Here is a 25,154-nt window from a genome sequence, read left to right as displayed (position 1 = left end):
CCGGGATCCGTGTCCCGGTGTATCGCGGGCGTATCGGGAATCGCATACGCCCCCGCAACCCGCTTCGGTCTTCAGTGGCGGCACGGACCACAGCGGTCCGCGCCGCGGGCATGGTCCCCGGCAGAAGACGATCAGGGCAGGGGAGAAGGCTGTGGCCGATAACGGAGAACTGGACCGGCGCTCGCTGATCCGGGGCGCCGCCGCGGTGGCCGGTGCCGCCGCGGTGGCCGGTGCCGCCGCGGCCGCGCCGCTGCTGGGCGGGGCGGCCGCGGCACGAGCCGACGGCGGTGACGCGGACGCGTTGTTCAAGGCGGGGAAGTTCGAGCAGGCCGGACGCGCGTATGAGGAGATCCTGAAGAAGGACCCCACGAACCTGCGCGCGGCCCGCCAGCGCGGCTACGTCGGGCTACTGGGCAACAAGTTCCCCGAGGCTGAGAAATACCTCAACATGGCCCTTGAGCTGGCGCCCGACGACAAGGAGACCAACCAGTTCTTGGGCGACTGCTACATCCGGCAGAACAAATTCGCTCTCGCCGCACCACGCTGGAAGGCGGCCGGCGAGGAAGGCTACGCCCAATGGTTCGCGGCAATCCGCGGCGAGGCGAACCAGATTCACGGCGACATCGGCCGTGTGCCATGGAAGCAGACGGATCCGTCACCGGTGGTGGAGGCCTCGGTCAACGGCGGACCGCCGAAGCGCTTCACGTTCTACACCGGCGCCCCGAACCTGAGCTTGACCGCGTCGGCGGCCAAGGAAGCCGGGCTGAGCCCCGTCTACAAGGAGAAGTCCGAATTCGAAGGCCTCACCATATGGGTGTACTACGGGGTGTTGGAGTCCTTCAATCTGGGCGGCCTCGAACTCCGCAACGTCCCCGTGGGCTGGTCGGCGACGGAGACGGGCGAAGACGTCGACACCGAGAACGACGGCATGATCGGCACGTGGGTCTTCTACCACCTGCTGACCACCTTCGACTACGCGGGCCGGTCGCTGATCCTGCGCCGCCCGACTCCCCAAGCGGCCAGGAAGGTACGCGCCGACGCCGCACGGGCGGGCGCCAAACCATTGCCATTGTGGCTGTCCCGCGACCACGATCTCAGCAGCACGGGCAGCATCGCCGGCTCCGGCCTACGGGTGATGGGCGTGAACTTCGGCGGAATCAGCGGCGAGGCCACCGCGGGCATGTCCGGGGAGGTGGCCAAGCAGTTGGGCGTCCGCACCGACTACGACCGCCCCTTCGAGACTGCCGCCCACAGCCATCCCACCGTCACCTACCCCTGCTACCCCAAGGAGATCCGCCTCGGCGACGCCGTCGCCAACGACGTCTATTGCGAGATGGATCCGAACATGCCGGTCAACGTGCCCTGGCCCTACGGGCCGGGATTCGACGCGATCGGCCACTTCTCTCACTGTTTCTTCAAGCCCTACAACATCACCGTCGACTTCACCAACATGAACCTCTACATCGCCCGCGGCAAGGCCACCTGATCACTGCCGGTGCGAGAGCCATGAGAACTGCCGGAGTGATGGGGGACCTTCCCGGCTTCATGGCGCTGTGCTGCAAGGATCGGCGGGCCTCGCGTCAGACGTGAACGTCCTACTGCGCTGAACGTGTCATCGCGAAAAGGACTCGCCGTCCTCGTCCAGGCCGATGAGGAGGACGAGGGCGGCGCACGCGGGCCGGGGCTGACGGGCAGGAACAAGGAGGGCCCGGGCTCATGGACTTATGCCTCCTGGCCTGGGCCTTCTGCGTGAAGCGGGTGACAGGGGTCGAACCGCGTTGCCGGCTTCGTCTGACGCCTCCTGCCCACGCGTAGCGTCAGCCGAATGAACGAGGCAGTCCTTGACGAGGTCACTGCGCTGTGGGCCGAACACCTCAGCGCATCCTGGCCTGAAGAGCTCTACAGGGCAGATGACAGTGACGGCGATGTGGTCGAGATTGATGGCGCGATGGCTGGCTGCATCTCGTCCTATGTGCAGGGACGTGGGGTGCTCGACGTGAAGCGGGCCCGCATCCTCCAGGCTTGCGCTTGCGACCTCCAAAAGGTCCTTCCCCGCTTGCGTGGCGACGGGGCACATCACGTTCGCCGTCTCATCCGCATGGCGGAGCTGATCGGTCGGTCCAAAGAAGCCGTGTAGATCCGGTCGCTCTCGGCGAGGAGCTTCAGTCGCCTCTCGGACTCTGCTTGACTTTCGGACATCACGCCCTCCTGGTTTGCGGAAGAACCTGCGCGTTCATGCGCCAGGTCGAAAGAGACCGTCCGCGCTCGCCCGCCTTCCGCACACACGCTCGTGGCGTGTCCCTCCCTGGAGATTGTGTTGCGCCACTTTGGCCCTGACCTGGGACGTTGAAGCCCTCCGCGCTTCTGCCATCCGAGGTTGGACCGTGATCGGGGCGAGGCCGTCGTCGGCGCCGTGCCGCCGCCAGGTCGGCGTGGCCTTCCCAACGCGTCAGCGCCCTGCACCGTCACGGCTCTCCAACGCGGCTATCCTGCGCCCGTGGAACTGCGCTTCGAGACGCGCCGGTCCGACTCGCCGTGGGTCGACACCGTGTGGACCTGCACGAACGAGCAGGTCACGGCGATGACGTCCGTCGCAGGGGTGCGCTGGGGCCTGGTGTTCTGGGAGCAGGACGGCCGGACGTACGCGGGAATCACCGGTCCCGAAACCCGGACCGGCACAGTGCCCGTGCCAGAAGGTGCGACCTTCACAGGCATCGATTTCGCCGTGGGCACCTCGTTGCGGGCCGTGCCCACGGCGGCGCTGGTCAACGGCGGCATCGAGCTCCCCGACACCACGCACCGGACGTTCCGGCTGGACGGCGAACGCTGGGAGAAGCCCGGCCCCGACGACGCCGAGAGCCTCGTCGAGCGTCTCGTCCGGACCGGCATCGTTGTCCGCGACCCGCTCGTCACCGACGTCCTGCGGGGTCACCGCCCGGCCGTCTCAGGGCGCACGATCGAACGCCGGTTCCGCACCGTGACCGGGCTGACGCGCGGCGGCGTCCGGCAGATCGAGCGCGCCCGCAAGGCGGCGGAGCTGCTCGCGATCGGCGAACCGGCCGCCGACGTCGTCACCAAGCTCGACTACTTCGACGAGTCGCACCTGGCCCGGGCGCTGCGCTCCTACGTCGGACGCACCGCCGGGCAGTTGCGCGAGGGCGCCGGCGGCGCGATCGCCCTCGACCTGGATCAGCGCCTGACGTCGTAGACGAGCTTCAGGATCCCGTTCGAGTAGCTCTCCGACTCCCGCAGCGTCAGCATCTGCTTTTCGCGGTCGGCCCGGTCGAACAGGCTCTTCCCGGCACCGAGCAGGACGGGGAAGACGAGCAGGTTGTACTGGTCGATCAGGCCCGCCTCCGACAGCCGCCGTGCCAGCTCCGCGCTCCCGTGGATGAAGATCGCGCCGCCCTCGCCCTCCTTGAGCGCGGCGACGTCCTCGGTCGAGCGCAGGATCGTCGTCGGCCCCCACCCGTCGACGAGAGCGTCATCGGACAGCGTCGTCGACACCACGTACTTGGGCAGTTCCTTGTAGTCGGCGTGGTCCTCCGAACCGGGCCAGACCTTCGCGAACGCCTCGTAGCTGCGGCGGCCGAACATCAGCGCCGTCGTGTCGGCGAGCTCCTCACCCTTCAGCGACCAGGCTTCCGGGACGAACTCGAGATCCTTGAACACCCAGCCGCCGCTGCGGTGCTCCTCCCCCGGCCCGCCGCCAGGCGAGTCCACGACACCGTCGAGCGACATGAAACCGGTGTAGACCAGGTCACGCATTGTCTTGTCTCCTCAGGTTCGGGCCAACTGCACGGTCCACGCTAGATCGCGACTGCGGCGGCCGTCTTGGACGGAAACGACAGCGGGTTCATCGACGCGCGCGACCGCTCCGACCGGCTCGTTTGCGACACGTCCTCGGCGCCACGACCACTGGCTGTCAACCGGCCCAACCGGCGGTATTCGAGTAGGACTCGTACGAGTAGCGGGTGCTGCGGTCCCACTCCTCGCCTGTGAGGTGCGCATAGGCGCGGTCAGGAACGTAGAGCAGGCTCTCCGCCCATATCAGGTCGGCGGCATAGGGGACGAACTCCGCCGGATCTTCGAGGACTCTTTCGTAGGCTTCGCGACCGGCGGCAACGACGGCAGCGCGCGTGTAGAGGAAGGCGTCGCCCGATAGGTCCTGGCCGTACTCTCTGCGATCCAGACGGTACAGCGCCCACGACAGGTTCTCGGCGAACCCGATGACGGCAGCCACGGGGCCGGCAGCGAGGCGTGTCGTCAGCGTGGCCGCAAGATGCTCGGCATCCGGATCAGGCACTTCTGGTCTGCAGGCTTCGATGAGCTGCCAGAAGCTGTCCTCGTCCATGAGGCAGAGCATGCCGCATGCACCTGACAAACGTCCGCGAGCGCCCTGCCTCCTAAGGCTCCTACCGGTCGCGGCATGGCGTCACGTCGTGTGTGCTTGGCGCTTCATGATGACCAGGCTTCGCTTGGTATCAGCCGGGGGTCGCGGGCGTCGGAGCCGGTGTCGTCGCCGAGCGACTCTGCCGCTGGAAGACGAACATGCCGTGCCCCCCCGCACTGATCAAGAGTCATGGTGCTGCCTGATGGCGGCGAGGACATCGTCCAGCTGACCACGCGCTTGGGCAGAGCGCAGGTGGTCCAGGTAATCACGGGATTCGACGATCTTTCCGTCGCGGACCCGCATGACGAAGACAGCCGGAACGGTGAACGGCTCACCGGTCTCCACCGCGCTCCCCTCGTACCGGAACTCACCCACGATGACCTCGGGATCTGCTGTCTCGTGAACAGTGATGCCAACCGGCCGGCGACGCAGGGTGTGCCCCGTGTAGGCGCCAGGCGGTGCGCCGATCCCGAAGTGCGCCCGCAACTCTTCGAGCGATCGCAGCGCGGGTGCCGCGAGTGGATGGAAAGGGTGCTCTACGTGGGTCTGCTCGGCGTAGAGCCCGATCACCTCTTCCCAACGCTCCTCGCAGACGCCGTGCACCAGCTTCAGAAAGACCTCGCGCGGAGTCAGGGGTTCGGGCATGAGTCGTCTCCCATCAGAGATCGCCATCGAGAGCCGCACGCACGCCGGCACGCGAGCGGATGCGGAGAGGGTCCAAGGTAGTTCGTTGAAGAATTATTCGTCAAGGAACTACCTTGTGACCGTCCGCCCTCGACGCAGGTCCGTCCTCCCACTGGGAGCTCCCAGGCTTCTTGACTACGGCCCGCCCCACCCTCACTCCGACTCGGAGTGCTCGTTCGCTCTCGGACGTCGAGATGGCGTGACAGACAGATCCGCGCAAACGAAAACTCCGACGCGCGGGCCCTGGCTCCGAAGCCTCGACTCCTGGCACGTCCGACCATCCTCATCGAGGATCACAGTCGGGCTGCCCCACGGTGACGATGGGATTAGGCAAGGCGCGCGGGGTCGCGTTGGTACTTGGAATGAGTGCCCCGGCCCGCGGGAGTCCAGGGGGTGGCTCAGCCCTATGCAGTTGTTTCAGGTCGGGCATTCAGCGCCTGGTCTCGTATCGGGTCAGGAGTACGCCGTCGGGGAACGTCCGGGTCTCGACCAGGTTCAGGTTCACCCAGTTGTCCAGCGCGGTGAAGAACGGTTTGCCGCCGCCCAGCAGAACCGGGTGGGTGACCAGCACGTACTCGTCGATCAGCCCGGCCCGCATCGCGGTCGCGGCGAGTGTGGCGCTGCTGATGTCCATGAGGCCTCCGTCCTCGTTCTTGAGCCGGGTGATCTCGGTGACCGCGTCGCCGGTGACCAGGCGGGTGTTCCAGTCGACCTTGTCGATCGTGGAGGAGAACACCACCTTCGGCATGTCCCGCCAGCGGCGCGCGAACTCGATCTGCGCCGGGGTGGCGCCGGGCTGCTGGTCGGCGGTCGGCCAGTGGGAACTCATCGTCTCCCACAACCTGCGCCCGTACAGCGCCAGGTCCGTCGCCCCCACCCGGTCGGACCACCACTGGAACAGCTCGTCGCTCGGCACGCTCCAACCGAGGTCGTCACCCGGCGCTGCGACGTAGCCGTCCAGGCTCAGGTTCATGGCGAAGGTCAGTTTCCGCATGGCGTCAGGCTCCTGTAAGTCGGTTCTCGACGTACAGACGAGCACGACGCCGAAAGATAATCGGTCAGAACACACCGAGGGCCGGTTCACCACCACGTCACTCCTGATCGAGGAGCGTGCTGCAACACTGCACCGACATGGACTTCGGCCAGCAGTCACCGACGCCCGACACTCTCGGCCGGACCGACGCCGACGAGCCCGAGCAGCTCAAGGCGTAGTGCTGTGCCGGAGCCACAGTCCGAAGCGAGCCCGTGGTGCAAGGTGTACTCGCCCAACGGCAACGGCTGGAGCGAGCCGAAGGCATCCCGGACAAAACAGGCGGTGCCCCGCCAGCCCTCACAAGGTCCAACGCTCCTCTACGGCGTCTCAAGGATGCCCGACGTTCCACGCCCATACGTGCGTTACTCCGGCCCACATCGCCAGAGGTCGCGCAATGCGTCGTTGACCGTACTGGGCTGTTGCACCTGCGGATAGTAGCCGGGCACCTTCAGGTAGCGTGCGCCGATCCGTTCGGCGATGAACTCCGCGGCGGCGATGAGCGGCTCGCCCGCATACCGGCGGTAAAGCTCGGGGGCGTCCTCCCAGGTGCCTGAGATCATCAGCTTGGGCCAGGGCGCGGCGGCCAGCTGGTCCAGCGGGATTTCGGCGTCCCAGCAGGGCCGCTCGCGCATCGCGGCGCGCACCGCTCGGAGGCGTTCCGGCGTGGCCTCCGGCACAGGCATCCCGATGCCTTCGGTGGACGCCCGCAGGTACTCCTCCGGAGTCATCTCCGGCGGCAGTCCCGCAGTGCCGGCGCGAGCGCGTTCAAGCGCCTCGTCCACCACAGGATGTCCTGCCGCGGGCCGCAGAGTGCCGGGCTGGATCAGGGTCAGCGACCGCACCAGGTCGGGTCTGCGCACGGCGGCCAGCATCGCACCCGCACCGCCGTAGGAGTGAGCCACCAGATGGGCCCCGTCGCCGAGCAGGACAGTGATGTCGTCCGCGTCCGCCTCATAGTCACTGCCCTCGATGTCCGGGCTCGCCCCGTGACCGCGCCGGTCCATCATGACCAGCCGGAACTCGTCCTCCAGCGGCCGCTGATTGCCGAAGCCGTACAACTCGTCGGCGCCCCAACTGAAGATCCCGTGAACGAAGACCGCTGATGTCGGGCCGTCTCCCCACACCGTCGCCTGGACGTCCGCCATGATCACCTCCACGCCAGACCATACTCCGCTGCTTTTCTGACCGTTCGGGGTGAATTCCTCGACCGTGCGGCGGCCAGGCGTCCGCTAGATCACCGGGAATTGACGCGAGCCCCCTCGGGTCCGCCTCCTCTGAGCCGGGATGCTCGTTGAGGCGAATGGCGAGATGGTGTGACAGGCAGTTACGCGAACGCGCGTTCCGGTATGCCGGAGACTGAGGCTGCGAAAGCCTCGCTTCGGGCACATCCAAGCGGCTCCTTCGGCCTCGGCCAGGCCAACGAGGGGTGGGGCCCTGGTGGCTCGCTATTGGCCGGTTGTGATGAGCCGCGGAACGCTCAAGGCCCAGTTTCCGGGGAGCACGTCCCTCGCCCTGACCTGGCGTTTGGCGGTACCGCAAGTGGCCGCGATTACCCCTTGATCACCTGCCCTAAAGGCACGCTGATGACACGGTGCCCCTGCGCCTGACCTGGACGCTTGGCCTCCGCCCTCGCCGGATTCCGACGATCGGCCGGGGCGGGACGAGCGGGCTCAGGAAGGGGTCGAGGGGGGTTCGGGCAGGTCATCGGACCATTCGAGTCCCAATAGGTCCGCGGCCTGGGCCGGTGCGGCGCGAGTACGGCCTGCTATCACCAGGGGGTAGTCCACCGTGCCCTCCCGGTCGTGCAGGACGATCACGTCCGGCCCGCCGTAGGCGTGAGTGTCGGCGCCGAGTTCGCGCCAGGGCAGCAGTCCCATCTCGCGGTACGTCCTGTCGAGCCGCTCACCGATAGGCGTTTCGCCCTCCAGGTCGTCGTACTCGAATTCGAGGACCCAGCCAAGCGACGTAGGCAGCCGCTGGACCGCGAGCAGCAGGAAGAACTCCGAGATCGAGCGCGCCTGGAGCGCCCACCCGCCCTCGTCGTCCACGCTGACCAGGACCCGGGGGTCCTCCTGCCCGGCCTCGGCGGCGAGGTAGCCCCACTCGTTGCAGTACTGGTTCTCCGCCTTGAAGATGCAGACGCGCAGGTCATCGCCCTGGATAAAGGGGTTGTCCTCGGGCAGTCCCTCCGAGATCCCGTACCCCGACGGATCGGGGCGGACGGTCGGCGGGTACACCGGGTTCGTCCAGTACAGGCGCGGCGTGTGGGTGAACGAGTTGAACGGCAGGTCCCACCACTCGTCCAGCGCCTTCGGGATGGGCAATGCGAGGTCGACGTCCTCGAACGGGTCGTCCCCACCGGTGGCCGAGTCGCCCTTGAGCCGTTGCACATACGCCTTGTGCTTGTCGTCGGACCAGCGCGGCCAGGACGGCCCTCCCTCAGGGACCTCATACCCCCACTCCTCGTGGAACTCGCGGTACAGATCCCATCGAGGCCGGACGGCGAGCAGCCGATCCGCGAAACGGCCATAGTCGATCACCTCACAAGCGGCCAATGTAGTAGCCCGCCAAGGGGCGCATGGGCCCCGACAACGACCGGACCGCGCTGCGCCACCAGCGCCAGTCAGCCATGAGCGACCGCGCGATCGCCGATGATCTCGAGCGTTGCTTCAGGCTGAGCGGGGCAAGGCCGACGAGAGCGACGACGGCGCGGAAGGGGCGCCGGACCTAATGGCACGCTCATACAGGAATTGTCGCGTCTCGTGATCAGACGCGCACTCACGTTGCCACGCCAGATTCGTCGCTGGGAGGCGCCGGCGCGCGACAAATCGGCCCTTGACCAGCAACCGAACGGCCAACGGTGATAGCGAGCCGGTTCAGGCGGAGTTACCGTCGTCTACCGTTCGGATGCGGGTGCGTGTCACCGATGGGCTGATGGTTCGCCTTACCACGTGTCGGCTATGTCAGTCGGCCACACTGGCGTGCACGGCGATGATTCGCCAGCCGTGCGTGTCGTCGTGTAGCCAAGTACGGGTGTAGCGCATCCTGGCCGCGAACGGCGCGCCGGAGACGGTCCCTTCGACGGTGCCGAGAAACCACGTCACCCCGGTGGTCCCATCGGCGAGCACGGTCAAATCCTCCTCGGCCACCTTCGTCAGCACCTGCGTCCGAGTGCGGTGCACCTCCAGGTCGTCCGCCTTGGTCTGAACGTTCCCACCGAAGGTGAAGATCAGCCGATCGTCCAGCAGCCGATCCAGCGCCTCCACATCTCCAGCGAGCTGCGCGGCCTGCAGTCGGCGCTCGGCGTCTCTCAAGTCCTCCATGAGGCCCACACTCCCAGCCAGCGCCGTATCCGCGCCAGGACGTTCACGCTCGGCTGATCTTCACTGGAGCGCCCCGCGACCTGGTCGACATCCACGACATCCACGCCTGGCCCCAGCCCCGCGCGGGTGCTGCTGCGGAGTTAACGAACAGCCGGTCCTCTCATGCACGGTGGCGTGGGTCATGGGGTCTCTGGGGGGTGAGGCGGCGGCGCAGCGCCAGCGAGACGTACACCAGGCCCACCAGAACGGGGACCTCGATGAGGGGGCCGACGACTCCGGCGAGGGCCTGACCGGAGGTGACGCCGAACGTGGCGATGGCCACCGCGATGGCCAGCTCGAAGTTGTTGCCGGCGGCGGTGAACGCCAGCGTCGCGGTGCGGGGGTAGCCGAGACCGGCGGCGCGGCCGAGCGCGAACGCTCCGGCCCACATGACCGCGAAGTAGACCAGCAGCGGCAGCGCGATCCGGGCGACGTCCCACGGCCGGGAGGTGATCGCGTCGCCCTGGAGGGCGAACAGGACGACGATGGTGAACAGCAGCCCGTAAAGCGCGGCCGGGCCGATGCGCGGCAGGAACCGCTCCTCGTACCAGGCCCGGCCCCGTGCGCGCTCGCCGAGACGGCGCGACAGGTACCCGGCGACCAGCGGGACGCCGAGGAAGATCAGCACGCTGCGGGCGATGTCCCATGCCGAGACATCCAGCTCCGCCTGGTCCAGGCCGAGCCATCCTGGCAGGACGCGCAGGTAGAACCAGCCGAGCCCGGCGAACGCGATCACCTGGAACACCGAGTTGAGCGCGACCAGGACGGCGGCGGCCTCACGGTCCCCGCACGCCAGGTCGTTCCAGATGATCACCATCGCGATACAGCGGGCCAGTCCGACGATGATCAGCCCGGTGCGGTACTGCGGCAGGTCGGGCAGGAAGATCCACGCCAGCGCGAACATCACCGCCGGACCGATCACCCAGTTCGCCGCCAGCGACGTGATCAGCAAGCGCCGGTCTGCGGTCACGGTGCCGAGCCGGTCATAGCGGACCCTGGCGAGCACCGGGTACATCATCACCAGCAGGCCGAGCGCGATCGGCAGGGAGATCCCGTCGACCTTCACCGACTCCAGCGCATCGTCCAGGCCCGGGACGGCGCGGCCGGCGAGCAGGCCGAGCACCATGGCCGCGCCGATCCAAACCGGCAGGAACCGGTCCAGCACCGACAGGCGGGCCGCTACGGGGTCCGTGGGCTGTGCGCTGGCGGGCAATGCCTGGACGTCCGGTTCGGTGCCGGTCACGAAACAGCCGCGGTGACGCGCGGCCCGAGGATCGCCGACAGTCGCTCCAGGACCCCGGGGTTGAGCCAGTAGTAGACCCACGTCCCGCGCCGCTCGGAGTCGATCAATCCGGCCTGCTTGAGCACCTTCAGGTGATGACTGATCGTCGGCGCCGTGAGGTCGAACGCGGCGGTCAGGTCGCACACGCACGCCTCCCCGCCCTCGTGGCAGGCGATCAACGACAGCAGGCGCAGCCGGACCGGGTCGGCGATCGCCTTGAACAGCGGCGTCAGCTCGGCCGCCTCGGCCTCACTCAAGGGCTCGCAGACCAGGGGCGCGCAGCAGGCCCCCTCGGTGTCGACAGGATTCAAGATCGGCAACTGCTGCTTAGACATGGCTCTAATTTGACATCCATCTACGCACGGATGCAAACTCAAGCCACCGGCTGTTTAGACAGGCATCTAAGCAGCGCCCACGGGCACCTGCCGACCGGCGACCGGCCGACACCGCCCACGACACGAGGAGGAACCGCATGTCCCGCGTCCAGCTCGCTTTGCGCGTGTCCGACCTGGAAGGCTCGATCGCCTTCTACTCCAAGCTGTTCGGCACCGAGCCGGCCAAGCTCCGGCCGGGCTACGCCAACTTCGCCATCACCGAGCCGCCACTCAAGCTCGTGCTGATCGAGGGCGAGGGCGGCGAACCGACCCGTATGGATCACCTCGGCGTCGAGGTCGAGGACTCCGGGCTCGTCACCGACGCGACCGAGCGTCTGACGGACGCCGGACTCGTGACCCTGGAGGAGAACGACACCTCGTGCTGCTACGCGTTGCAGGACAAGGTCTGGGTTCATGGTCCCGGTGGGGAACCGTGGGAGGTCTACACGGTCAAGGCCGACGCTGACACTCTCGGCAAGAGCGCAGCCGACTCGACGGACGGCGACGCCTGCTGCGGCACCTCGGCGTGCTGCACCCCCGACGAGCAGGCCCTCGACACCACCCAGACCCCTGCTGAGGCCAAGGCCGCGTCCGGTTGCGCCTGCACCTGATCAACCGCCCAACGAACGTCCAGGGGCCGCGTGCTCGATCCGCGGCGAGTGCTCTGACGAAGAACTGATCAGGGAACATGATCAGAAGGCAGGAAATACTTCGGTCGGCACCGCTTACTACGTCGACGAGCCGAACAGACGAGAGAACGCCCGGACGATTGAGTCGGCACACAAGCTGGCCCGTTGGACCTTGTACATGGCGACTGCCAGCACCGTCACAAGCATCGTGGCAGTTGTGATCTCTCTCGCCAAATAGGGCTCGTTGGGGTGAGCGGACGGGCGACGCGGCGCGGCGGGACCGGACGGGTGCCCTCGCCTGGGCCTTTGTGGTGGTGCGGGTGATGGGAATCGAACCCGCGCTGTCAGCTCGGGGATAGACCCGAACCTGCCTGCTGGCACTTCTGATCTGGCGTAGCGCCGTACCGCAAGTGACCGTGATTACCGCTCGATCATCCTGGCTAATGGCCCACCACCGTAGCGCTGGCCTGCGCCCCTCGGCCTGATCAGAACGGCGACGGCACCCGAGCTGTCCGAGGGCAAGCGGGTCGGCGGAACGCAGGGCCGGCCACGGCCCGAGCGTTGGAAGCCGCGCGGCAGCGATCATCGTGCCCTCAGGGGGCTGTCCTGGCGGACTGCGACGCGTTGCGCGATGTCAGCGTTCGCGGACGGACTTGAGGTCGATGTCGAGGGCGAAGGGCTGAGGCACAGTGATCCGGTCGTGGTGTACGCCGGTGGCGACGTATGCGCCGCTGGAGTCGTCCAGCTCATAGGTGTAGACCGCGAACGCCGGTGCGGTCTGGTCGGTCTCCACTCGCCAGTAGTGCCTGATGCTGGCTGCCGCGTACAGGGCCGGTCGCATCCGTCGATCCTTACGCTTGGTCGACGGAGAGACCACCTCCGCGACGAGAGCGACCAACCCGGCGTGGATAGGACGGTCACAGGGGTCGTGCTCGGTGGAGTACACGACGATGTCGGGGGCGATCTCGACCGGCTCGACCTCGTCGTCGTCCAGCAGCACGTCCACATCCGTGTCCACCTGCCAGGCATCGAGAGCGCCTCGTAGTCCGCCCGGGTCCAGGTGTCACCGGACTGCAAGGGGGAGAGTCTTCGAGGGCACGGCTCCTGGCGCCTCTGGTCGGGTCGGCTCGCCCAGAGAAACGATCAAGGCCCAGGCGGGATCTTGTCCCTGGCCTGGACCTTCAGTGTGGGAGCGGGTGACGGGAATCGAACCCGCGCTGTCAGCTTGGGAAGCTGAAGTTCTACCATTGAACTACACCCGCGTGGGCGGCCTGAGGGGCGCCCGTGCTGTGGTTACTGTACCGGATCGCCGGTGGGGGCGTGGCGTGGGATAGCTTTCTGGGGTGCTGCTCTCCGATCGCGACATCAGGGCCGAGCTCGAGTCCGGGCGAGTGAAGATCGACCCGTTCGAGCCGGACATGGTTCAGCCGTCCAGTGTGGACGTGAGGCTGGACCGGTACTTCCGAGTGTTCGAGAACCACCGGTATCCGCACATCGATCCCGCTGTGGAGCAGCCGGACCTGACGCGGCTGGTGGAGGTGGGCGCCGAGGAGGCGTTCGTGCTGCATCCCGGGGAGTTCGTGCTGGCCTCGACGTACGAGGTGTTCGGGCTGCCGGAGGATCTCGCGGCGCGGCTGGAGGGGAAGAGTTCGCTGGGGCGGCTGGGGCTGCTCACGCACTCGACGGCGGGATGGATCGATCCAGGGTTCGGCGGGCACGTGACGCTGGAGCTGTCGAACGTGGCGACGCTGCCGATCAAGTTGTGGCCGGGCATGAAGATCGGGCAGATGTGCCTGTTCCGGACGAGTTCGCCGGCGGAGTACCCCTACGGGTCGGCGAAGTACGGGTCGCGGTACCAGGACCAGCGTGGCCCTACCCCGTCGCGGTCGTACCTCAACTTTCACCGGACGAAAGTGTAGTCGGTTCGTAACCCGAACGTGACGGAAATCACCAAAAGATGAAACATGTTCTCTGGCCGGGTAGTTTCGGGCGACGCACAGGCATGGCGTCTGGTTGACAGCCTCTTTACGTGAGGCCCGGGCGCCTGGACGGACGAGGCGACCCGTTTCCGCGCATCGACGTGGGAACCCGGAAGGAGATCGTGTCAGTACTCCGCGCGGAAAGCGTTTCCAAGCTCTTCGGCCGTAGGACGGCGGAGGCGCAGCGAAAACTCAAGGCGGGCGCCGACATGTCGGCGATCCGGGACCTCGGGGTCACTCCCGCCGTGGTGGACGCCACGTTCGAGGTCCGGCAGGGCGAGATCTTCGTGGTCATGGGCCTGTCGGGGTCGGGCAAGTCGACCCTCATCCGGATGCTGAACGGGTTGCTCGGCGTCACGTCCGGAAGTGTCGAGATCGACGGCCAGGACATCGCGAAGCTGCCGCCGAAGGCGCTGCGTGCGCTTCGGCAGAACAAGGTCAGCATGGTCTTCCAGCACTTCGCGCTGTTCCCCCATCGGACGGTTCTGGCCAATGCCGCTTACGGACTCGAGGTCCGCGGCGTTCCCAAGGATGAACGAGAGAGGACCGCCCGGGAGTTCCTGGCTCTGGTGGGTCTCGAAGGCTGGGAGAACAAGGTTCCCGGCGAGTTGTCGGGCGGAATGAAGCAGCGGGTGGGGCTTGCCCGCGCGCTGGCTTCGGGTACCGACATCATCCTGATGGACGAGGCGTTCAGCGCGCTGGACCCGCTGATCCGCCGGGAGGTCCAGGACCTGCTTCTGGACCTGCAGAGCCGGTTCGGCAAGACGATCGTCTTCATCACCCACGACCTGAACGAGGCCATGCGCATCGGCGACCGCATCGCGGTGATGCGGGAGGGCCGGATCGTGCAGATCGGGACGGCCGAGGAGATCCTCACCGACCCCGCCAACGACTATGTCGCCCAGTTCGTCGCGGATGTGGACCGTACCAGGGTGCTGACGGCGGCCTCGGTGATGGAGAAGCCGCTGGTCACGGTGCTGGCGTCGACCGGGCCGAGGACGGCTCTGCGGACGATGCGCGAGCACCAGACGTCGGCGGCGTTCGTGGTCGGACGGGATCGCAAACTCGTCGGGCGGGTGCGGGCGACCGTGATCGCGGACGCGGTGCAGGAGAACGTCCAGACGCTCGACGGTCTGATCGACCCCGAGGACCCGGAGCCGGTGGCGCCGGACACCCCGGTCGCGGACCTGTTCGTGCGGGTCGCCGAGAGCGACCTGCCGGTGCCGGTGGCGGACGAGAAGGGGACGCTGCTCGGCGTGATCCCCCGGGTGACGCTACTGGCGGCGCTCGGCGCGATCAACTCCCATGTGGAGGAGATGGTCGAGGAGGACGAGCCGGAACTGGCGCTGACGAAGGAGGGTGGCGGCGATGAGTGACGCGGCGATGAAGCTGCCCCGGGTTCCGGTCGGCGAGTGGTTCGACGGCCTGGTGAGCTGGTGCACCGACAACCTGGCGTGGCTGTTCGACGGGATCGGCTCGGCGATCGAGGCGTCGGTGGACGGGCTGACGGACGTCCTGACGGTCCTGCCGCCGCTGGGGCTGACGCTGGTGCTGGCCGTGATCGCGCTGGTGCTGAGCGGCTGGCGGCTGGCCCTGTTCACGGTCCTCGGGTTCGCGCTGGTCGACAGCATGGAGCTGTGGGAGCCGGCGATGGACTCGCTGGCCCTGGTGCTGGTGTCGGCGCTGGTGTCGACGGTGGTGGCGATCCCGATCGGGATCGCGGCGGCGCGCAGCGACATGGTGAGCCGCATCGTCCGGCCGGTCCTGGACTTCATGCAGACGATGCCGGCGTTCGTGTACCTGATTCCGGCGATCTTCTTCTTCAGCATCGGCTCGGTGCCCGGCGTGGTGGCGACGGTGATCTTCGCGATGCCGCCGGGGGTGCGGCTGACCGAGCTCGGCATCCGCGGCGTGGACCCGGAGATGGTGGAGGCGGGCGAGGCGTTCGGCACGCCGCCGGGCCGGATCCTGACCCGGATCCAGATCCCGCTCGCGATGCCGTCGATCATGGCCGGGGTCAACCAGCTGATCATGCTGTCGCTGTCCATGGTCGTCATCGCCGGCATGGTGGGGGCGGGCGGCCTCGGCGGCGAGGTGCTGGAGGGCATCAACCGGGTGGACGTCGCCAAGGGGTTCGAGGGCGGCATCGCCGTCGTGGTCCTCGCGATCTACCTGGACCGCCTGACCGGCGCCCTGGGCGACGGCCCGGGCATGCTGCGCGCGCTGTTCTCGCGGCGCCGCGCGGCCGAGCCCGTCCCGGTCGCGGTCGCCGCGGGCACGTCCAACTGACTTCCCGCTCCCCCCACTTCACCATGCAAGCCAACGAAAGGATGGGCATGCGCTCCAAGTTCAAGGGCCTGACGGTCGCCGCGCTGACGCTGACGCTCGGTCTGAGCGCCGCGGCGTGCGGCGATTCCGACTCCGGCGGGGGTGGGAACGACAAGGAGATCACCATCGGCATGGTCTCGGGCTGGGCCGAGGGTGAGGCCGCCACGGCCCTGTGGAAGCGGCTCCTGACCGACAAGGGCTACAAGGTGGAGGTCAAGACCCTCGACACGGGACCGCTCTACGCGGGCATGTCGAAGGGCGACGTCGACCTGTTCGTCGACTCCTGGCTCCCTGGCACGCACGAGGACTACTGGAAGCAGTACGGCGACAAGCTGGAGAAGGTCGGCGTCTGGTACGACTCGGCGCCGCTGACCATCGCCGTGCCGAACTACTCGCCGCTGAAGACGCTCGACGACCTGAAGGGCAAGGGCGGCCAGTACGGCGGCAAGATCGTCGGCATCGAGAAGAGCTCCGGCCTGTACCGGGTGTCGCAGGAGGAGATGCTCCCCGCGTACGGCCTGAAGGACGAGTACAAGGTGACGACGTCTTCGACGGCGGCGATGCTGACCGAGCTGAAGAAGTCCATCGACGCCAAGAAGGACATCGTCGTCACGCTGTGGCGCCCGCACTGGGCCTACACGAAGTACCCCATCCGTGACCTGCAGGACCCGAAGGGCGCGATGGGCAAGCCGGACGGCATCAACACCATCGCCCGCAAGGACTTCGGCAAGGACCAGCCCGAGGTCACCGGCTGGCTGAAGAAGTTCAGGATGGACGACAAGCAGCTCGGCTCCCTTGAGGACCTGATGGAGAACCAGTACAAGGGCAAGCCGGACCAGGCGGTCGACGCGTGGCTGAAGACGAACCAGAGCTTCGCCACGTCGCTGACGGGCTGACGCCGAGAACGTTCCCGAAGAAGGGCCGCCCGGGTTTCCGGGCGGCCCTTCTTCAGCTCGCGAGCCCGACGCTGAGCAGGACGGCGAACAGCCCGAGCCCGGTGGCGGCCAGGGTCATGACCCGCGGGTGGACGCTGTGCGCCTCCGGCAGGATCTCGGCGGCGGCCAGGTACAGCAGGACACCGGCGAAGACGCCGAGGTAGGGGCCGAGGACGGCGTCCGGGACGGTCGCCAGCGTGCCGATGGCGGCCCCGGCGACGGGGGCGGCGGCGTCGGCGAGCAGCAGCAGGACGGCGGGGCGCCGGTCGCGGCGGTACAGCGAGGCGGCGGTGAAGGTGTTGAACCCGTCCGCGAAGTCGTGCGTGACGACGGCGAGCGCCACGAAGACGCCGGTCTCGGTGCCGGTCTGGAAGCCGAAGCCGATGCTGAGGCCGTCCACGAGGCTGTGCAGGACGAGGGCGAGCGCGGCGAGCAGCCCGCCGGAGCCCGAGCCGTGGACGTGCTCGTGCGGGGCGTACTCCTCCTCGTGGGCGCGGTGGATCGCCACCGCCTGCTCGACGACGTGCAGGAGCACGAACCCCGCCGCGAAGCCGATCATGGGGGCGGGGACGCCGAACGGGCGGTGCCGTGTCAGTTCCAGCGACTCGGGGAGCAGGTCGAACGCGACGACGCCGAGCATGAGCCCGCCCGCGAGGCCGAGGACGAGGTGCCGGTGGTCGCGGACGCGCATCGCGGTGAGGCCGCCCGCGAGCGTCATCAGGAACGCGAGGAGGGACACGAGCACGGCCATCCCCAGGTCTTACCAGCGAGTCCGTCCCCTCAACCGCCGCCGGAACGCGGAACGGCCCCGCCCCCGCGGGAACGGGGGCGGGGCCGTCGAGCAGGCGCCCCTATTCGGCGGCGACCGCCTCCTTCTCGGGGGTGGTGCCCTCGCCCTTGATGGAGCGGATCAGGAGCTGGGAGACGTCGACGACCTCCAGCGACTCCTTGGCGTCGCCCGCGTTCTTCTTCTCGTTGATGGCGTCGCCCAGCATGACCAGGCAGAACGGGCAGGCGGTGGAGACGGTGTCGGGGTTGGTCTCCAGCGCCTCGTCGACGCGCTCGGTGTTGATGCGCTTGCCGATGCGCTCCTCCATCCACATCCGGGCGCCGCCGGCGCCGCAGCAGAAGCCGCGGTCCTTGTGCCGGTGCATCTCCTGCGTCTTGACGCCGGGGACGGTCGCCATGATGTCGCGCGGCTGCTTGTAGACCTTGTTGTGGCGGCCGAGGAAGCAGGGGTCGTGGTAGGTGATGTTCTCCTCGATCGGCGTGACCGGGGTGAGCTTCCCCTCCTCGACCAGGTGCGCGAGCAGCTGGGTGTGGTGGACGACCTCGTAGTTCCCGCCGATCTGCGGGTACTCGTTGGCCAGGGTGTTGAAGCAGTGCGGGCAGGTCGCGACGATCTTCTTGACGCCCGCGTCGTTCAGCGTCTCGACGTTCTGCTGGCCGAGCATCTGGAAGACGAACTCCATGCCGAGGCGGCGGGCCGGGTCACCGGTGCACGCCTCCATGGGGCCGAGGACGGCGAACTTGACGCCCGCGATGTGCAGCAGTTCGGCGACGGCCTTGGTGGTCTTCTTGGCGCGGTCCTCCAGGGCGCCGGCGCAGCCGACCCAGAACAGGTACTCGGTGTCTTCGGAGACCTTGTCGTCGACGACGTCGACCTCGAAGTCGAGCTCCTCGACCCATTCGAGGCGCTTCATCTCGGACATGCCCCACGGGTTGCCCTTGTTCTCCAGGTTCTTCAGCATGACGCCGGCCTCGGAGGGGAACGAGGACTCGATCATGACCTGGAAGCGGCGCATGTCCAGGATGTGGTCGATGTGCTCGATGTCGACCGGGCACTGCTCGACGCACGCGCCGCAGTTGGTGCAGGACCACAGGACGTCGGGGTGGATGACGCCGTCGTCGCCGACGAGGGCCTTGTCGACCTCCATGGCGAGCTTCTGCTCGTCGGTGAAGGCGTTGCGGGCCTCTTCCGACGCGGTGAAGTAGGGCGCCTTGGCCAGGGCGTGGTCGCGCAGCTCCAGGACGAGCATCTTCGGCGAGAGGGGCTTGCCGGTGTTCCAGGCGGGGCACTGCGACTGGCAGCGACCGCACTCGGTGCAGGTCGCCATGTCGAGGAAGCCCTTCCAGGTGAAGTCCTCGATCTTGCCGCGGCCGAAGACGTCCTCGTCGGGGTCGGCCTCCTCGAAGTCGAGGGGCTTGCCGCCCGACATCATCGGCTGCGCGGCGCCGAGGCCGTCGGGGCGGCGCTTGAACATGACGTTCAGCGGGGCCAGGAAGATGTGCAGGTGCTTGGAGTGGACGACGAAGACCAGGAAGATCAGCGCGACGGCGATGTGCAGCAGCAGCCCGACGGACTCCAGGACCTCCAGCGTGTGGTCGCTCAGGCCGTCGAAGAGGTGGCCGACGGCGTAGGAGAAGTAGGCGCCCTTGCCGTAGGGGAGGTTGCCGCTGGCCCACTCCACGCCGCGGAAGAAGAACATCGTCCAGATCACGTTGAAGATCATGAACAGCGTCATCCAGGCGCCGGACAGGTGCGAGCCCTTGAACCGGGACCTGCGGTCCAGCCGCTTCGGCGAGTTCTTGATCCGGATCGCGGTGAAGACGAGCAGGCCGGCGGTGCAGGCGAGGGCGATCGTGTCCTGGACGAACCCGATCGGCGGCCAGGTCTGCAGGCCGGGGATCTTGACGTCCAGCCCGAACAGCAGCGCGACGGCCGCCTCCAGGTAGACGGTGATCAGCAGGATGAACGCCCACATGACCGCGGCGTGCGAGACGCCGGCGACGGTCCACTTCAGCAGCTTGCGCTGGCCGAGGACCTCGACGGCCTGGCCCTCGACGGCCTTGGCGGGCTCACGCCTGACCTGCAGCGTCCTCTCGGGATCGGGCTGCCCGCTCTTGGCGATCGCGTACAGGAACAGCACTCGCCTCCCGGCGAGCGCCAGCGCGACCGCCGTTCCGGCGAGCCCGATGACCAACGTGATCCAGAACACTGTTCCGTCCTCCTGGGGTACGGGCGATGGCAGCCAGCGTAGGGCTCGCGTCAGACTGCTCTCCATCCGGGGCCCGAATACTACTCGGCAGTAGCTTACGCGTCACATCCCCTGGTCAGAACCCCCCGTGCCGACGCCCGGACCGCCCTGACCCTCGATCTTGAACTCTTACCCCCGCAGCGATGAGTATCCGGCGGTTCCCGAGTCCATATCACGGGAGGGGACGCGTCCACCCCCGTCCCGTCCAGCGGTACGCGAACCGGAAGGAACCCAGATGACCTCGATGCCCGACCTCGGCCCCGCCGCCCGGCGGATGGCCGGGCTGCTCGCGGACGTGCGCGACTCCCAGCTCACCGGGCCGACGCCCGCCGAGGACATGCCGCTCGGCGCCCTCATCGACCACGTGGACGGCCTGACCCTGGCCTTCACCTGGGCGGCGGCGAAGGACTTCCCGGACGGCCCGTCGCAGCCGCCGTCCGCCGACGCCGCGCGGCTCGCCCCGGGCTGGCGGGCCCGCGTCCCCGAGCGGCTCGACGCGCTGGCGGCGGCCTGGCGCTCCCCGGACGCGTGGCAGGGCATGACCCAGGCCGGCGGCATCGACCTGCCCTCGGACCAGGCCGGCCATGTCGCGATGAACGAGCTGGTCGTGCACGGCTGGGACGTCTCCCGCGCCCTCGGCCGCCCCTACGACGCCGGCGCGGACGAGATCGAGGCGTGCCTCGCCTTCGTCGCCCCGTCCGTCGAGCAGAGCGGCGGCAAGGGCGTCCCGGGCCTGTTCGGCCCCGCCGTCGAGGTGGGCGCGGACGCGTCGGCGCTCGACCGCCTCATCGCCATGACCGGCCGTGACCCGTCCTGGACGGCGGACAGGGCCTAACTCTCCGAGGGTTCCGAGACCTGCACGAGGAGGTCGTGGACGAAGTACGCCTCCATCGGGCGGCCGCCGAGCTCGAACGGCACGACGTGGTAGTACATGTTCGGATGCCGCGTGGGCTCCCAGCCGAAGAAGGCCTCGGCCTCCGTCCGCAGGACCGACCAGGGGCGCATGTCGTCCGCCGACCGCATCGGCTCGCCCGACCTGCGCACGAACCGCTTGTCGACGACGTAGTCGCCGACCCCCTCCATGCTCTCGGGCTCCACCCAGAAGCCGTTGTTCATGCTCTTGTGCTCCAGCCAGAAGTCGGGCCAGAGCGGGAGGGCGAACCGGTGCAGGGAGGGGCCGCCGCTGACCGGCTCGCCCAGGATCACCGCCATGTCCTTGATCTTCAGCAGGTCCGGGCTCCGCCACGCGGCGGCCTCCTCCGCCAGGGCCTCCGGCGGGTCGTCGTAGGGCGCCGGAAGTTCCGGGAGGGACGGGCTGACACCGCGCATGTCGTTGAGGAGGGACAGCTGGTAGCCCTCCACGGTCATCGAGCGCGAGGGGCGCGGCTCGGGGTCGGCGAAGCGCTCGCACGACCAGCACCACCAGGGCGCGGGCGGGCCCATGCAGCCGCCGGTGTAGTAGATCTCGCGGCGTTCGTGCCGCCGGTACGGCGTGTCGTCGATGGGCATGCCGTACTCGACCGGGACCAGCGGGCCGTCACATCGTTCGCACTTCGGACTCATGACCCCTCAGACGTCACGGGCCGCCCTCGTGTTCGGGCGAGGGGCGCCGTCGCCTTGGCCGTGCCCGCCGGGCGGGCACGGCGAAAGGCAGGCGCGGATCAGATGATGCCGCTGGTGTAGATCTTCGTGTACGACTGGCTGCCGACGAAGGGGTTGTTGACGGCCCACAGGTAGCCGTTCTGGTACTCCGGCACGTCGAAGTCGCACATCACCCAGCCGCCCGCCGCACCGCGGGTGTTGAAGCATTCCCGGTACCACGACGAGGACGATTCATTGTCCTGGAGCGTGCCGGCGGCTGATGCTCCGTTCGCCGCGGTGTCCTTCACCCACACCTTGTCCCCGTACTCGGCGAAGCAGGCTTTCGCGCCGCTCGTCGACACGCACCAGACGCTGGAGCCGTCCTCGGCGGGCGGCGCGCCGCTCGGCTTGCCCGTCGCGGCCGATGCCGCGCCCGCCGTCACGGCCGCCGCCCCGGCGGTGATCAGCATCGCCGTCGCGGGAACCACCATCAGCGCGCGCACCAACCTGTTCATGCACTTCCCTTCCACTGCCCGGCGGACTCATCGGTCCCGGTGACCCGCGACATACAACCAGGATGATCAGCCGGGGGCGCCACCGGGGGGATGGTCAGACGCGTTCGAAGACGGCGGCGAGGCCCTGGCCGCCGCCGATGCACATGGTCTCCAGGCCGTAGCGGGCCCCGCGGCGGTCCATCTCGCGGGCGAGGGTGGCGAGGATGCGGGCGCCGGTCGCGCCGACGGGGTGGCCGAGGGAGATGCCGGAGCCGTGCACGTTGACGCGGTCCCAGTCGGCGTCCTTCAGGCCCCATTCGCGGGTGACGGCGAGGACCTGCGCGGCGAACGCCTCGTTGAGCTCGATGAGGTCCATGTCGGCGAGGGTGAGGCCCGCGGCGTCCAGGGCCCTGGCGGTGGCGGGGACGGGCCCGATGCCCATCGTCTCGGGCGGCACCCCGGCGCGGCCCCAGGAGACGAGCCGGACGAGGGGGCGCAGTCCCAGTTCGGCGGCGCGTTCGGGCCTGGTGACGACGCAGGCGGCGGCCGCGTCGTTCTGGCCGCTGGCGTTGCCCGCCGTCACGGTGGCCTCGGGGTCCTTCCTGCCGAGGACGGGACGCAGTTCCGCGAGGCCCTCGACCGTGGTTCCGGGGCGCGGGTGCTCGTCCGTGTCCACGACCGTGTCGCCCTTCCGCGACCGGACGGTCACCGGGACGATCTCCTCGGCGAACACCCCCGACCGCTGGGCGGCGACGGCGCGCTCGTGGGACCGGACCGCCAGCTCGTCCTGCTCCCGGCGCCCGATGCCGTACTCCCGGCGCAGGTTCTCGGCGGTCTCCAGCATCCCGCCCGGAACGGGGTGGTTGACGCCGCCGGCGGTGACGCGGCCCTGCGCGAGCGCGTCGTGGAGTTCGAGGGACGGCCCGCGCACGCCCCAGCGCGCCGCCGTCGTGTAGAACGGTGTGCCGCTCATGCTCTCCGCCCCGCCCGCGACGATCACATCGCCGGCGCCGGTCTGGATCTGCATGGCGGCGTTCAGGACGGCCTGGAGCCCGGATCCGCACCGCCGGTCGAGCTGGGTGCCGCCGACCGTGACGGGTAGCCCTGCGTCCAGCGCGGCGACGCGCCCGATGGCGGGGGCGTCGGAGGTGGGGTAGCAGTGCCCGAGGATCACCTCGTCGATCGCGTCGCCGGGCAGGCCGGTCCGCTCGACCAGGGCGCGGACGACGGCGGCGGCGAGCTCGGCGGCCGTGACGGTCTTGAGCGCCCCGCCGAACCGGCCGATGGGGGTACGCAGCGGCTCGCAGATCACCGCGTCGCGCATGGTGGGCTCCTCGGGATGGGGTCGCGGGCACTTCGCAGGGTACGGCCCCTCGCCCGGATGGGCGGAGTGCGGGCTTCCGCCCAGTGGAGGGTTGAATGCTGGGTACCCATGGCGGTGGCGAACCGGGACATGGGCCGGAGGGCTGGGCGAGCGCGGGAGGCGACGTGGAGCAGTGGGCGGGCCGGGCGACGACGATCCGGGTGATCGGAACGGGGGCGATGGGGCGCGGGATCGCGCAGCTCGCCGCCGCGGGCGGGCTGACGGTGGAGCTGGCCGACATCCGGACGCGGGCCGTGATGGAGGCGGCCGAGTACGTCGGGGCCATGTTCGACAGGCTCGCCGCGAAGGGGCGCATGACGGCGGCCGACGCGGAGGCGGCGAAGGGGCGGCTCCGGCCGGTCGGCGAGCCGCTCACCCCGTTCCAGGACTGCGACCTCGTCGTGGAGGCCGTCCGGGAGGACATGGAGACCAAGCGGGAATTGTTCAGGTCGCTGGAGAAGGTCTGCCCGGAGCACACGGTCCTCGCGACCAACACCAGTTCGCTGCCGGTGACGGCGATCGCCGCCGCGCTGGAGGACCCGTCCAGGGTGGCGGGGCTGCACTTCTTCAACCCGGTGCCGCTGATGAAGCTCGTCGAAGTGATTCCAGGGGCGCGCACAGCCGAGTGGATCCCGGACGCGCTCGCCGACCTGGTGAGGCGCCTCGGGCACACTCCCGTGCTCGCGCCTGACGCGCCGGGCTTCCTCGTCAACCACGCCGGGCGCGGCCTGGTGACGGAGGCGTTGCAGATCCTCTCCGAGGGCGTCGCCGAGCCCGTGGACATCGACCGCATCGCGCGGGACGTCCTCGGCCTGAAGATGGGCCCGTGCGAACTGCTCGACCTGACCGGGATGGACGTGTCGCACCCGGTGATGGAGTCCATCTGGACGGGCTTCTACACCGAGCCGCGGTTCCGTCCGTCCAGGATCGGCAGGGCGCGGCTTGAGGCCGGGCTCCTCGGACGCAAGACCGGCGAGGGCTTCTACAAGTACGTGGACGGGGTGAAGCAGGAACCCGCCGAGCCCGGCGCTCCGGCCACCGACCTGCGGCCCGTCTGGTTCCAGGAGCCGCAGCACCGCGAGACGCTGGGAATGCTGCTGTCCGAGGCCGGGGTGGACGTCGAGGCGGGTGACGGGCCGTCCGAGGAGGCCGTCCTGCTGGTCGGCGCCGCGACGGACATGAGCGTCGCGAGCCAGGTCGGCAACGGTCTCCCCGGGGAGCGGACCCTGGGGATCGACGGGTTCTTCGGGTTCTTCGACCGGATCACCCTCACCGTGCAGCCCGCGCTCGACCCGGAGGCGGGCCGCGCGGCGCTCGCCGCCCTCCTCGCCACGGGGCGGCCGGTGACCGTCGTGCGGGACGCGCCCATCGCCGTCGCGCCGCGGCTTCTGGCGTCGATCGTCAATGTGGGCTGCGGCATCGCCGAGCAGCGGCTGGCCAGTCCCGCCGACATCGACACCGCCGTCCGGCTCGGGCTCGGCTACCCGCGCGGGCCGCTGGAGTGGGGCGACCACGTGGGCGCCGAGCGGGTCCTCGAAGTCCTGGAGCAGATGCACGACGCGACCGGCGACCCGCGTTACCGTCCGAGCGGCTGGCTGACCGAGCGTGTCGCGCTCGGCCTGCCGCTCACCGAGACGGGCACCGCCCCGTCCGACCTCCTCCCCTGACGGTCCCCTTCG

The 25,154-nt window shown here is 68.8% G+C and carries 25 protein-coding genes and 1 tRNA gene; 10 read left to right on the top strand and 16 right to left on the bottom strand.

Annotation, left to right across the window (positions count from 1 at the left end):
* Nucleotides 1-151 precede the first annotated feature (151 nt).
* The 3 genes from AB0C84_RS02290 to AB0C84_RS02280 all read left to right on the top strand — a co-directional run bounded on the left by AB0C84_RS02290 (nucleotide 152) and on the right by AB0C84_RS02280 (nucleotide 3,208).
* The gene (locus AB0C84_RS02290; RefSeq protein ID WP_361060315.1) at nucleotides 152-1,486 is read left to right on the top strand and encodes an aspartyl protease family protein; all 1,335 of its coding nucleotides are present in this window, start codon (nucleotides 152-154) and stop codon (nucleotides 1,484-1,486) included.
* 339 nt (nucleotides 1,487-1,825) lie between these two features.
* Nucleotides 1,826-2,137: a hypothetical protein gene (locus AB0C84_RS02285; RefSeq protein ID WP_361060313.1), complete on the top strand. Its 312-nt coding sequence runs from the start codon at nucleotides 1,826-1,828 to the stop codon at nucleotides 2,135-2,137.
* Nucleotides 2,138-2,497: 360 nt separating this feature from the next.
* A complete protein-coding gene (locus AB0C84_RS02280; protein WP_361060311.1) occupies nucleotides 2,498-3,208 on the top strand; it encodes a helix-turn-helix domain-containing protein in 711 nt (236 codons plus the stop codon).
* Here the strand turns inward: AB0C84_RS02280 and AB0C84_RS02275 are convergent.
* From AB0C84_RS02275 to AB0C84_RS02235, 9 genes are all read right to left on the bottom strand, one after another.
* Nucleotides 3,190-3,768 (bottom strand): dihydrofolate reductase family protein, encoded by a 579-nt coding sequence (locus tag AB0C84_RS02275; RefSeq protein WP_361060309.1) that lies wholly within the window; start codon nucleotides 3,766-3,768, stop codon nucleotides 3,190-3,192. The genes AB0C84_RS02280 and AB0C84_RS02275 overlap by 19 nt on opposite strands.
* A 157-nt stretch (nucleotides 3,769-3,925) precedes the next feature.
* Nucleotides 3,926-4,354, bottom strand: a complete 429-nt coding sequence (locus tag AB0C84_RS02270; RefSeq protein ID WP_361060307.1) for a DUF4240 domain-containing protein — start codon at nucleotides 4,352-4,354, stop codon at nucleotides 3,926-3,928.
* 219 nt (nucleotides 4,355-4,573) lie between these two features.
* Nucleotides 4,574-5,038 carry a nuclear transport factor 2 family protein gene (locus AB0C84_RS02265; RefSeq protein ID WP_361060305.1) on the bottom strand — a complete coding sequence of 155 codons (465 nt, stop codon included), beginning with the start codon at nucleotides 5,036-5,038 and terminating at the stop codon, nucleotides 4,574-4,576.
* 469 nt (nucleotides 5,039-5,507) lie between these two features.
* Complete coding sequence (locus AB0C84_RS02260) at nucleotides 5,508-6,071, bottom strand: dihydrofolate reductase family protein (protein WP_361060303.1); 564 nt, start codon at nucleotides 6,069-6,071, stop codon at nucleotides 5,508-5,510.
* 401 nt (nucleotides 6,072-6,472) lie between these two features.
* Nucleotides 6,473-7,267 (bottom strand): alpha/beta hydrolase, encoded by a 795-nt coding sequence (locus tag AB0C84_RS02255; protein WP_361060301.1) that lies wholly within the window; start codon nucleotides 7,265-7,267, stop codon nucleotides 6,473-6,475.
* A 513-nt stretch (nucleotides 7,268-7,780) separates the two neighbouring features.
* The gene (locus tag AB0C84_RS02250; protein WP_361060299.1) at nucleotides 7,781-8,650 is read right to left on the bottom strand and encodes a hypothetical protein; all 870 of its coding nucleotides are present in this window, start codon (nucleotides 8,648-8,650) and stop codon (nucleotides 7,781-7,783) included.
* 423 nt (nucleotides 8,651-9,073) lie between these two features.
* Complete coding sequence (locus tag AB0C84_RS02245; protein WP_258945271.1) at nucleotides 9,074-9,433, bottom strand: nuclear transport factor 2 family protein; 360 nt, start codon at nucleotides 9,431-9,433, stop codon at nucleotides 9,074-9,076.
* A gap of 160 nt (nucleotides 9,434-9,593) precedes the next feature.
* Nucleotides 9,594-10,685: an ACR3 family arsenite efflux transporter gene (arsB, locus tag AB0C84_RS02240; protein WP_361060805.1), complete on the bottom strand. Its 1,092-nt coding sequence runs from the start codon at nucleotides 10,683-10,685 to the stop codon at nucleotides 9,594-9,596.
* A 26-nt stretch (nucleotides 10,686-10,711) separates the two neighbouring features.
* Nucleotides 10,712-11,089 (bottom strand): metalloregulator ArsR/SmtB family transcription factor, encoded by a 378-nt coding sequence (locus AB0C84_RS02235; RefSeq protein WP_258945273.1) that lies wholly within the window; start codon nucleotides 11,087-11,089, stop codon nucleotides 10,712-10,714.
* Between the two features lie 137 nt (nucleotides 11,090-11,226).
* Between AB0C84_RS02235 and AB0C84_RS02230 the strand changes: the two genes are divergently transcribed.
* Complete coding sequence (locus AB0C84_RS02230; RefSeq protein WP_361060296.1) at nucleotides 11,227-11,739, top strand: ArsI/CadI family heavy metal resistance metalloenzyme; 513 nt, start codon at nucleotides 11,227-11,229, stop codon at nucleotides 11,737-11,739.
* Nucleotides 11,740-12,391: 652 nt separating this feature from the next.
* Here the strand turns inward: AB0C84_RS02230 and AB0C84_RS02225 are convergent.
* Entirely contained in the window at nucleotides 12,392-12,775 is a 384-nt protein-coding gene (locus AB0C84_RS02225) for a Uma2 family endonuclease (protein ID WP_361060294.1), read from the bottom strand.
* A gap of 173 nt (nucleotides 12,776-12,948) precedes the next feature.
* Nucleotides 12,949-13,019, bottom strand: a tRNA-Gly gene (locus AB0C84_RS02220).
* Nucleotides 13,020-13,100: 81 nt separating this feature from the next.
* Between AB0C84_RS02220 and dcd the strand changes: the two genes are divergently transcribed.
* The 4 genes from dcd (at nucleotide 13,101) to AB0C84_RS02200 (ending at nucleotide 16,960) form a co-directional block, all read left to right on the top strand.
* A complete protein-coding gene (dcd, locus tag AB0C84_RS02215) occupies nucleotides 13,101-13,676 on the top strand; it encodes a dCTP deaminase (protein ID WP_179844917.1) in 576 nt (191 codons plus the stop codon).
* Between the two features lie 182 nt (nucleotides 13,677-13,858).
* Nucleotides 13,859-15,112 carry a glycine betaine/L-proline ABC transporter ATP-binding protein gene (locus tag AB0C84_RS02210; RefSeq protein ID WP_361060292.1) on the top strand — a complete coding sequence of 418 codons (1,254 nt, stop codon included), beginning with the start codon at nucleotides 13,859-13,861 and terminating at the stop codon, nucleotides 15,110-15,112.
* The gene (locus AB0C84_RS02205) at nucleotides 15,105-16,025 is read left to right on the top strand and encodes an ABC transporter permease subunit (protein ID WP_361060290.1); all 921 of its coding nucleotides are present in this window, start codon (nucleotides 15,105-15,107) and stop codon (nucleotides 16,023-16,025) included. Before AB0C84_RS02210 ends, AB0C84_RS02205 begins: the two co-directional genes overlap by 8 nt.
* 47 nt (nucleotides 16,026-16,072) lie before the next feature.
* Nucleotides 16,073-16,960, top strand: a complete 888-nt coding sequence (locus tag AB0C84_RS02200) for a glycine betaine ABC transporter substrate-binding protein (protein ID WP_179844919.1) — start codon at nucleotides 16,073-16,075, stop codon at nucleotides 16,958-16,960.
* Between the two features lie 52 nt (nucleotides 16,961-17,012).
* Here AB0C84_RS02200 and AB0C84_RS02195 read toward each other — a convergent pair whose 3' ends face one another.
* Together AB0C84_RS02195 and AB0C84_RS02190 are read right to left on the bottom strand one after the other, a co-directional pair.
* Nucleotides 17,013-17,750: a ZIP family metal transporter gene (locus tag AB0C84_RS02195; protein WP_361060288.1), complete on the bottom strand. Its 738-nt coding sequence runs from the start codon at nucleotides 17,748-17,750 to the stop codon at nucleotides 17,013-17,015.
* A gap of 100 nt (nucleotides 17,751-17,850) precedes the next feature.
* Entirely contained in the window at nucleotides 17,851-19,998 is a 2,148-nt protein-coding gene (locus tag AB0C84_RS02190) for a (Fe-S)-binding protein (RefSeq protein ID WP_361060286.1), read from the bottom strand.
* Between the two features lie 274 nt (nucleotides 19,999-20,272).
* On the opposite strand from AB0C84_RS02190, the gene AB0C84_RS02185 reads away from it, so the two are divergent.
* Nucleotides 20,273-20,872: a TIGR03086 family metal-binding protein gene (locus AB0C84_RS02185; RefSeq protein WP_361060284.1), complete on the top strand. Its 600-nt coding sequence runs from the start codon at nucleotides 20,273-20,275 to the stop codon at nucleotides 20,870-20,872.
* Here the strand turns inward: AB0C84_RS02185 and AB0C84_RS02180 are convergent.
* The 3 genes from AB0C84_RS02180 to AB0C84_RS02170 all read right to left on the bottom strand — a co-directional run bounded on the left by AB0C84_RS02180 (nucleotide 20,869) and on the right by AB0C84_RS02170 (nucleotide 23,436).
* Nucleotides 20,869-21,600, bottom strand: a complete 732-nt coding sequence (locus AB0C84_RS02180; RefSeq protein WP_361060282.1) for a hypothetical protein — start codon at nucleotides 21,598-21,600, stop codon at nucleotides 20,869-20,871. The two genes, AB0C84_RS02185 and AB0C84_RS02180, sit on opposite strands and share 4 nt — an antisense overlap.
* A 98-nt stretch (nucleotides 21,601-21,698) precedes the next feature.
* Entirely contained in the window at nucleotides 21,699-22,133 is a 435-nt protein-coding gene (locus AB0C84_RS02175) for a hypothetical protein (protein WP_361060280.1), read from the bottom strand.
* Between the two features lie 94 nt (nucleotides 22,134-22,227).
* Nucleotides 22,228-23,436, bottom strand: a complete 1,209-nt coding sequence (locus tag AB0C84_RS02170; protein ID WP_361060278.1) for an acetyl-CoA C-acetyltransferase — start codon at nucleotides 23,434-23,436, stop codon at nucleotides 22,228-22,230.
* A 95-nt stretch (nucleotides 23,437-23,531) separates the two neighbouring features.
* Here AB0C84_RS02170 and AB0C84_RS02165 point away from each other — a divergent pair, with 95 nt between their 5' ends.
* Entirely contained in the window at nucleotides 23,532-25,142 is a 1,611-nt protein-coding gene (locus AB0C84_RS02165) for a 3-hydroxyacyl-CoA dehydrogenase (protein ID WP_361060276.1), read from the top strand.
* The last annotated feature ends 12 nt before the right edge of the window (nucleotides 25,143-25,154 follow it).

The organism is Actinomadura sp. NPDC048955 (assembly GCF_040649435.1).
Classification (GTDB): Bacteria; Actinomycetota; Actinomycetes; order Streptosporangiales; family Streptosporangiaceae; genus Spirillospora; species Spirillospora luteofluorescens.
This window is presented reverse-complemented; position numbering and strand designations above follow the sequence as displayed.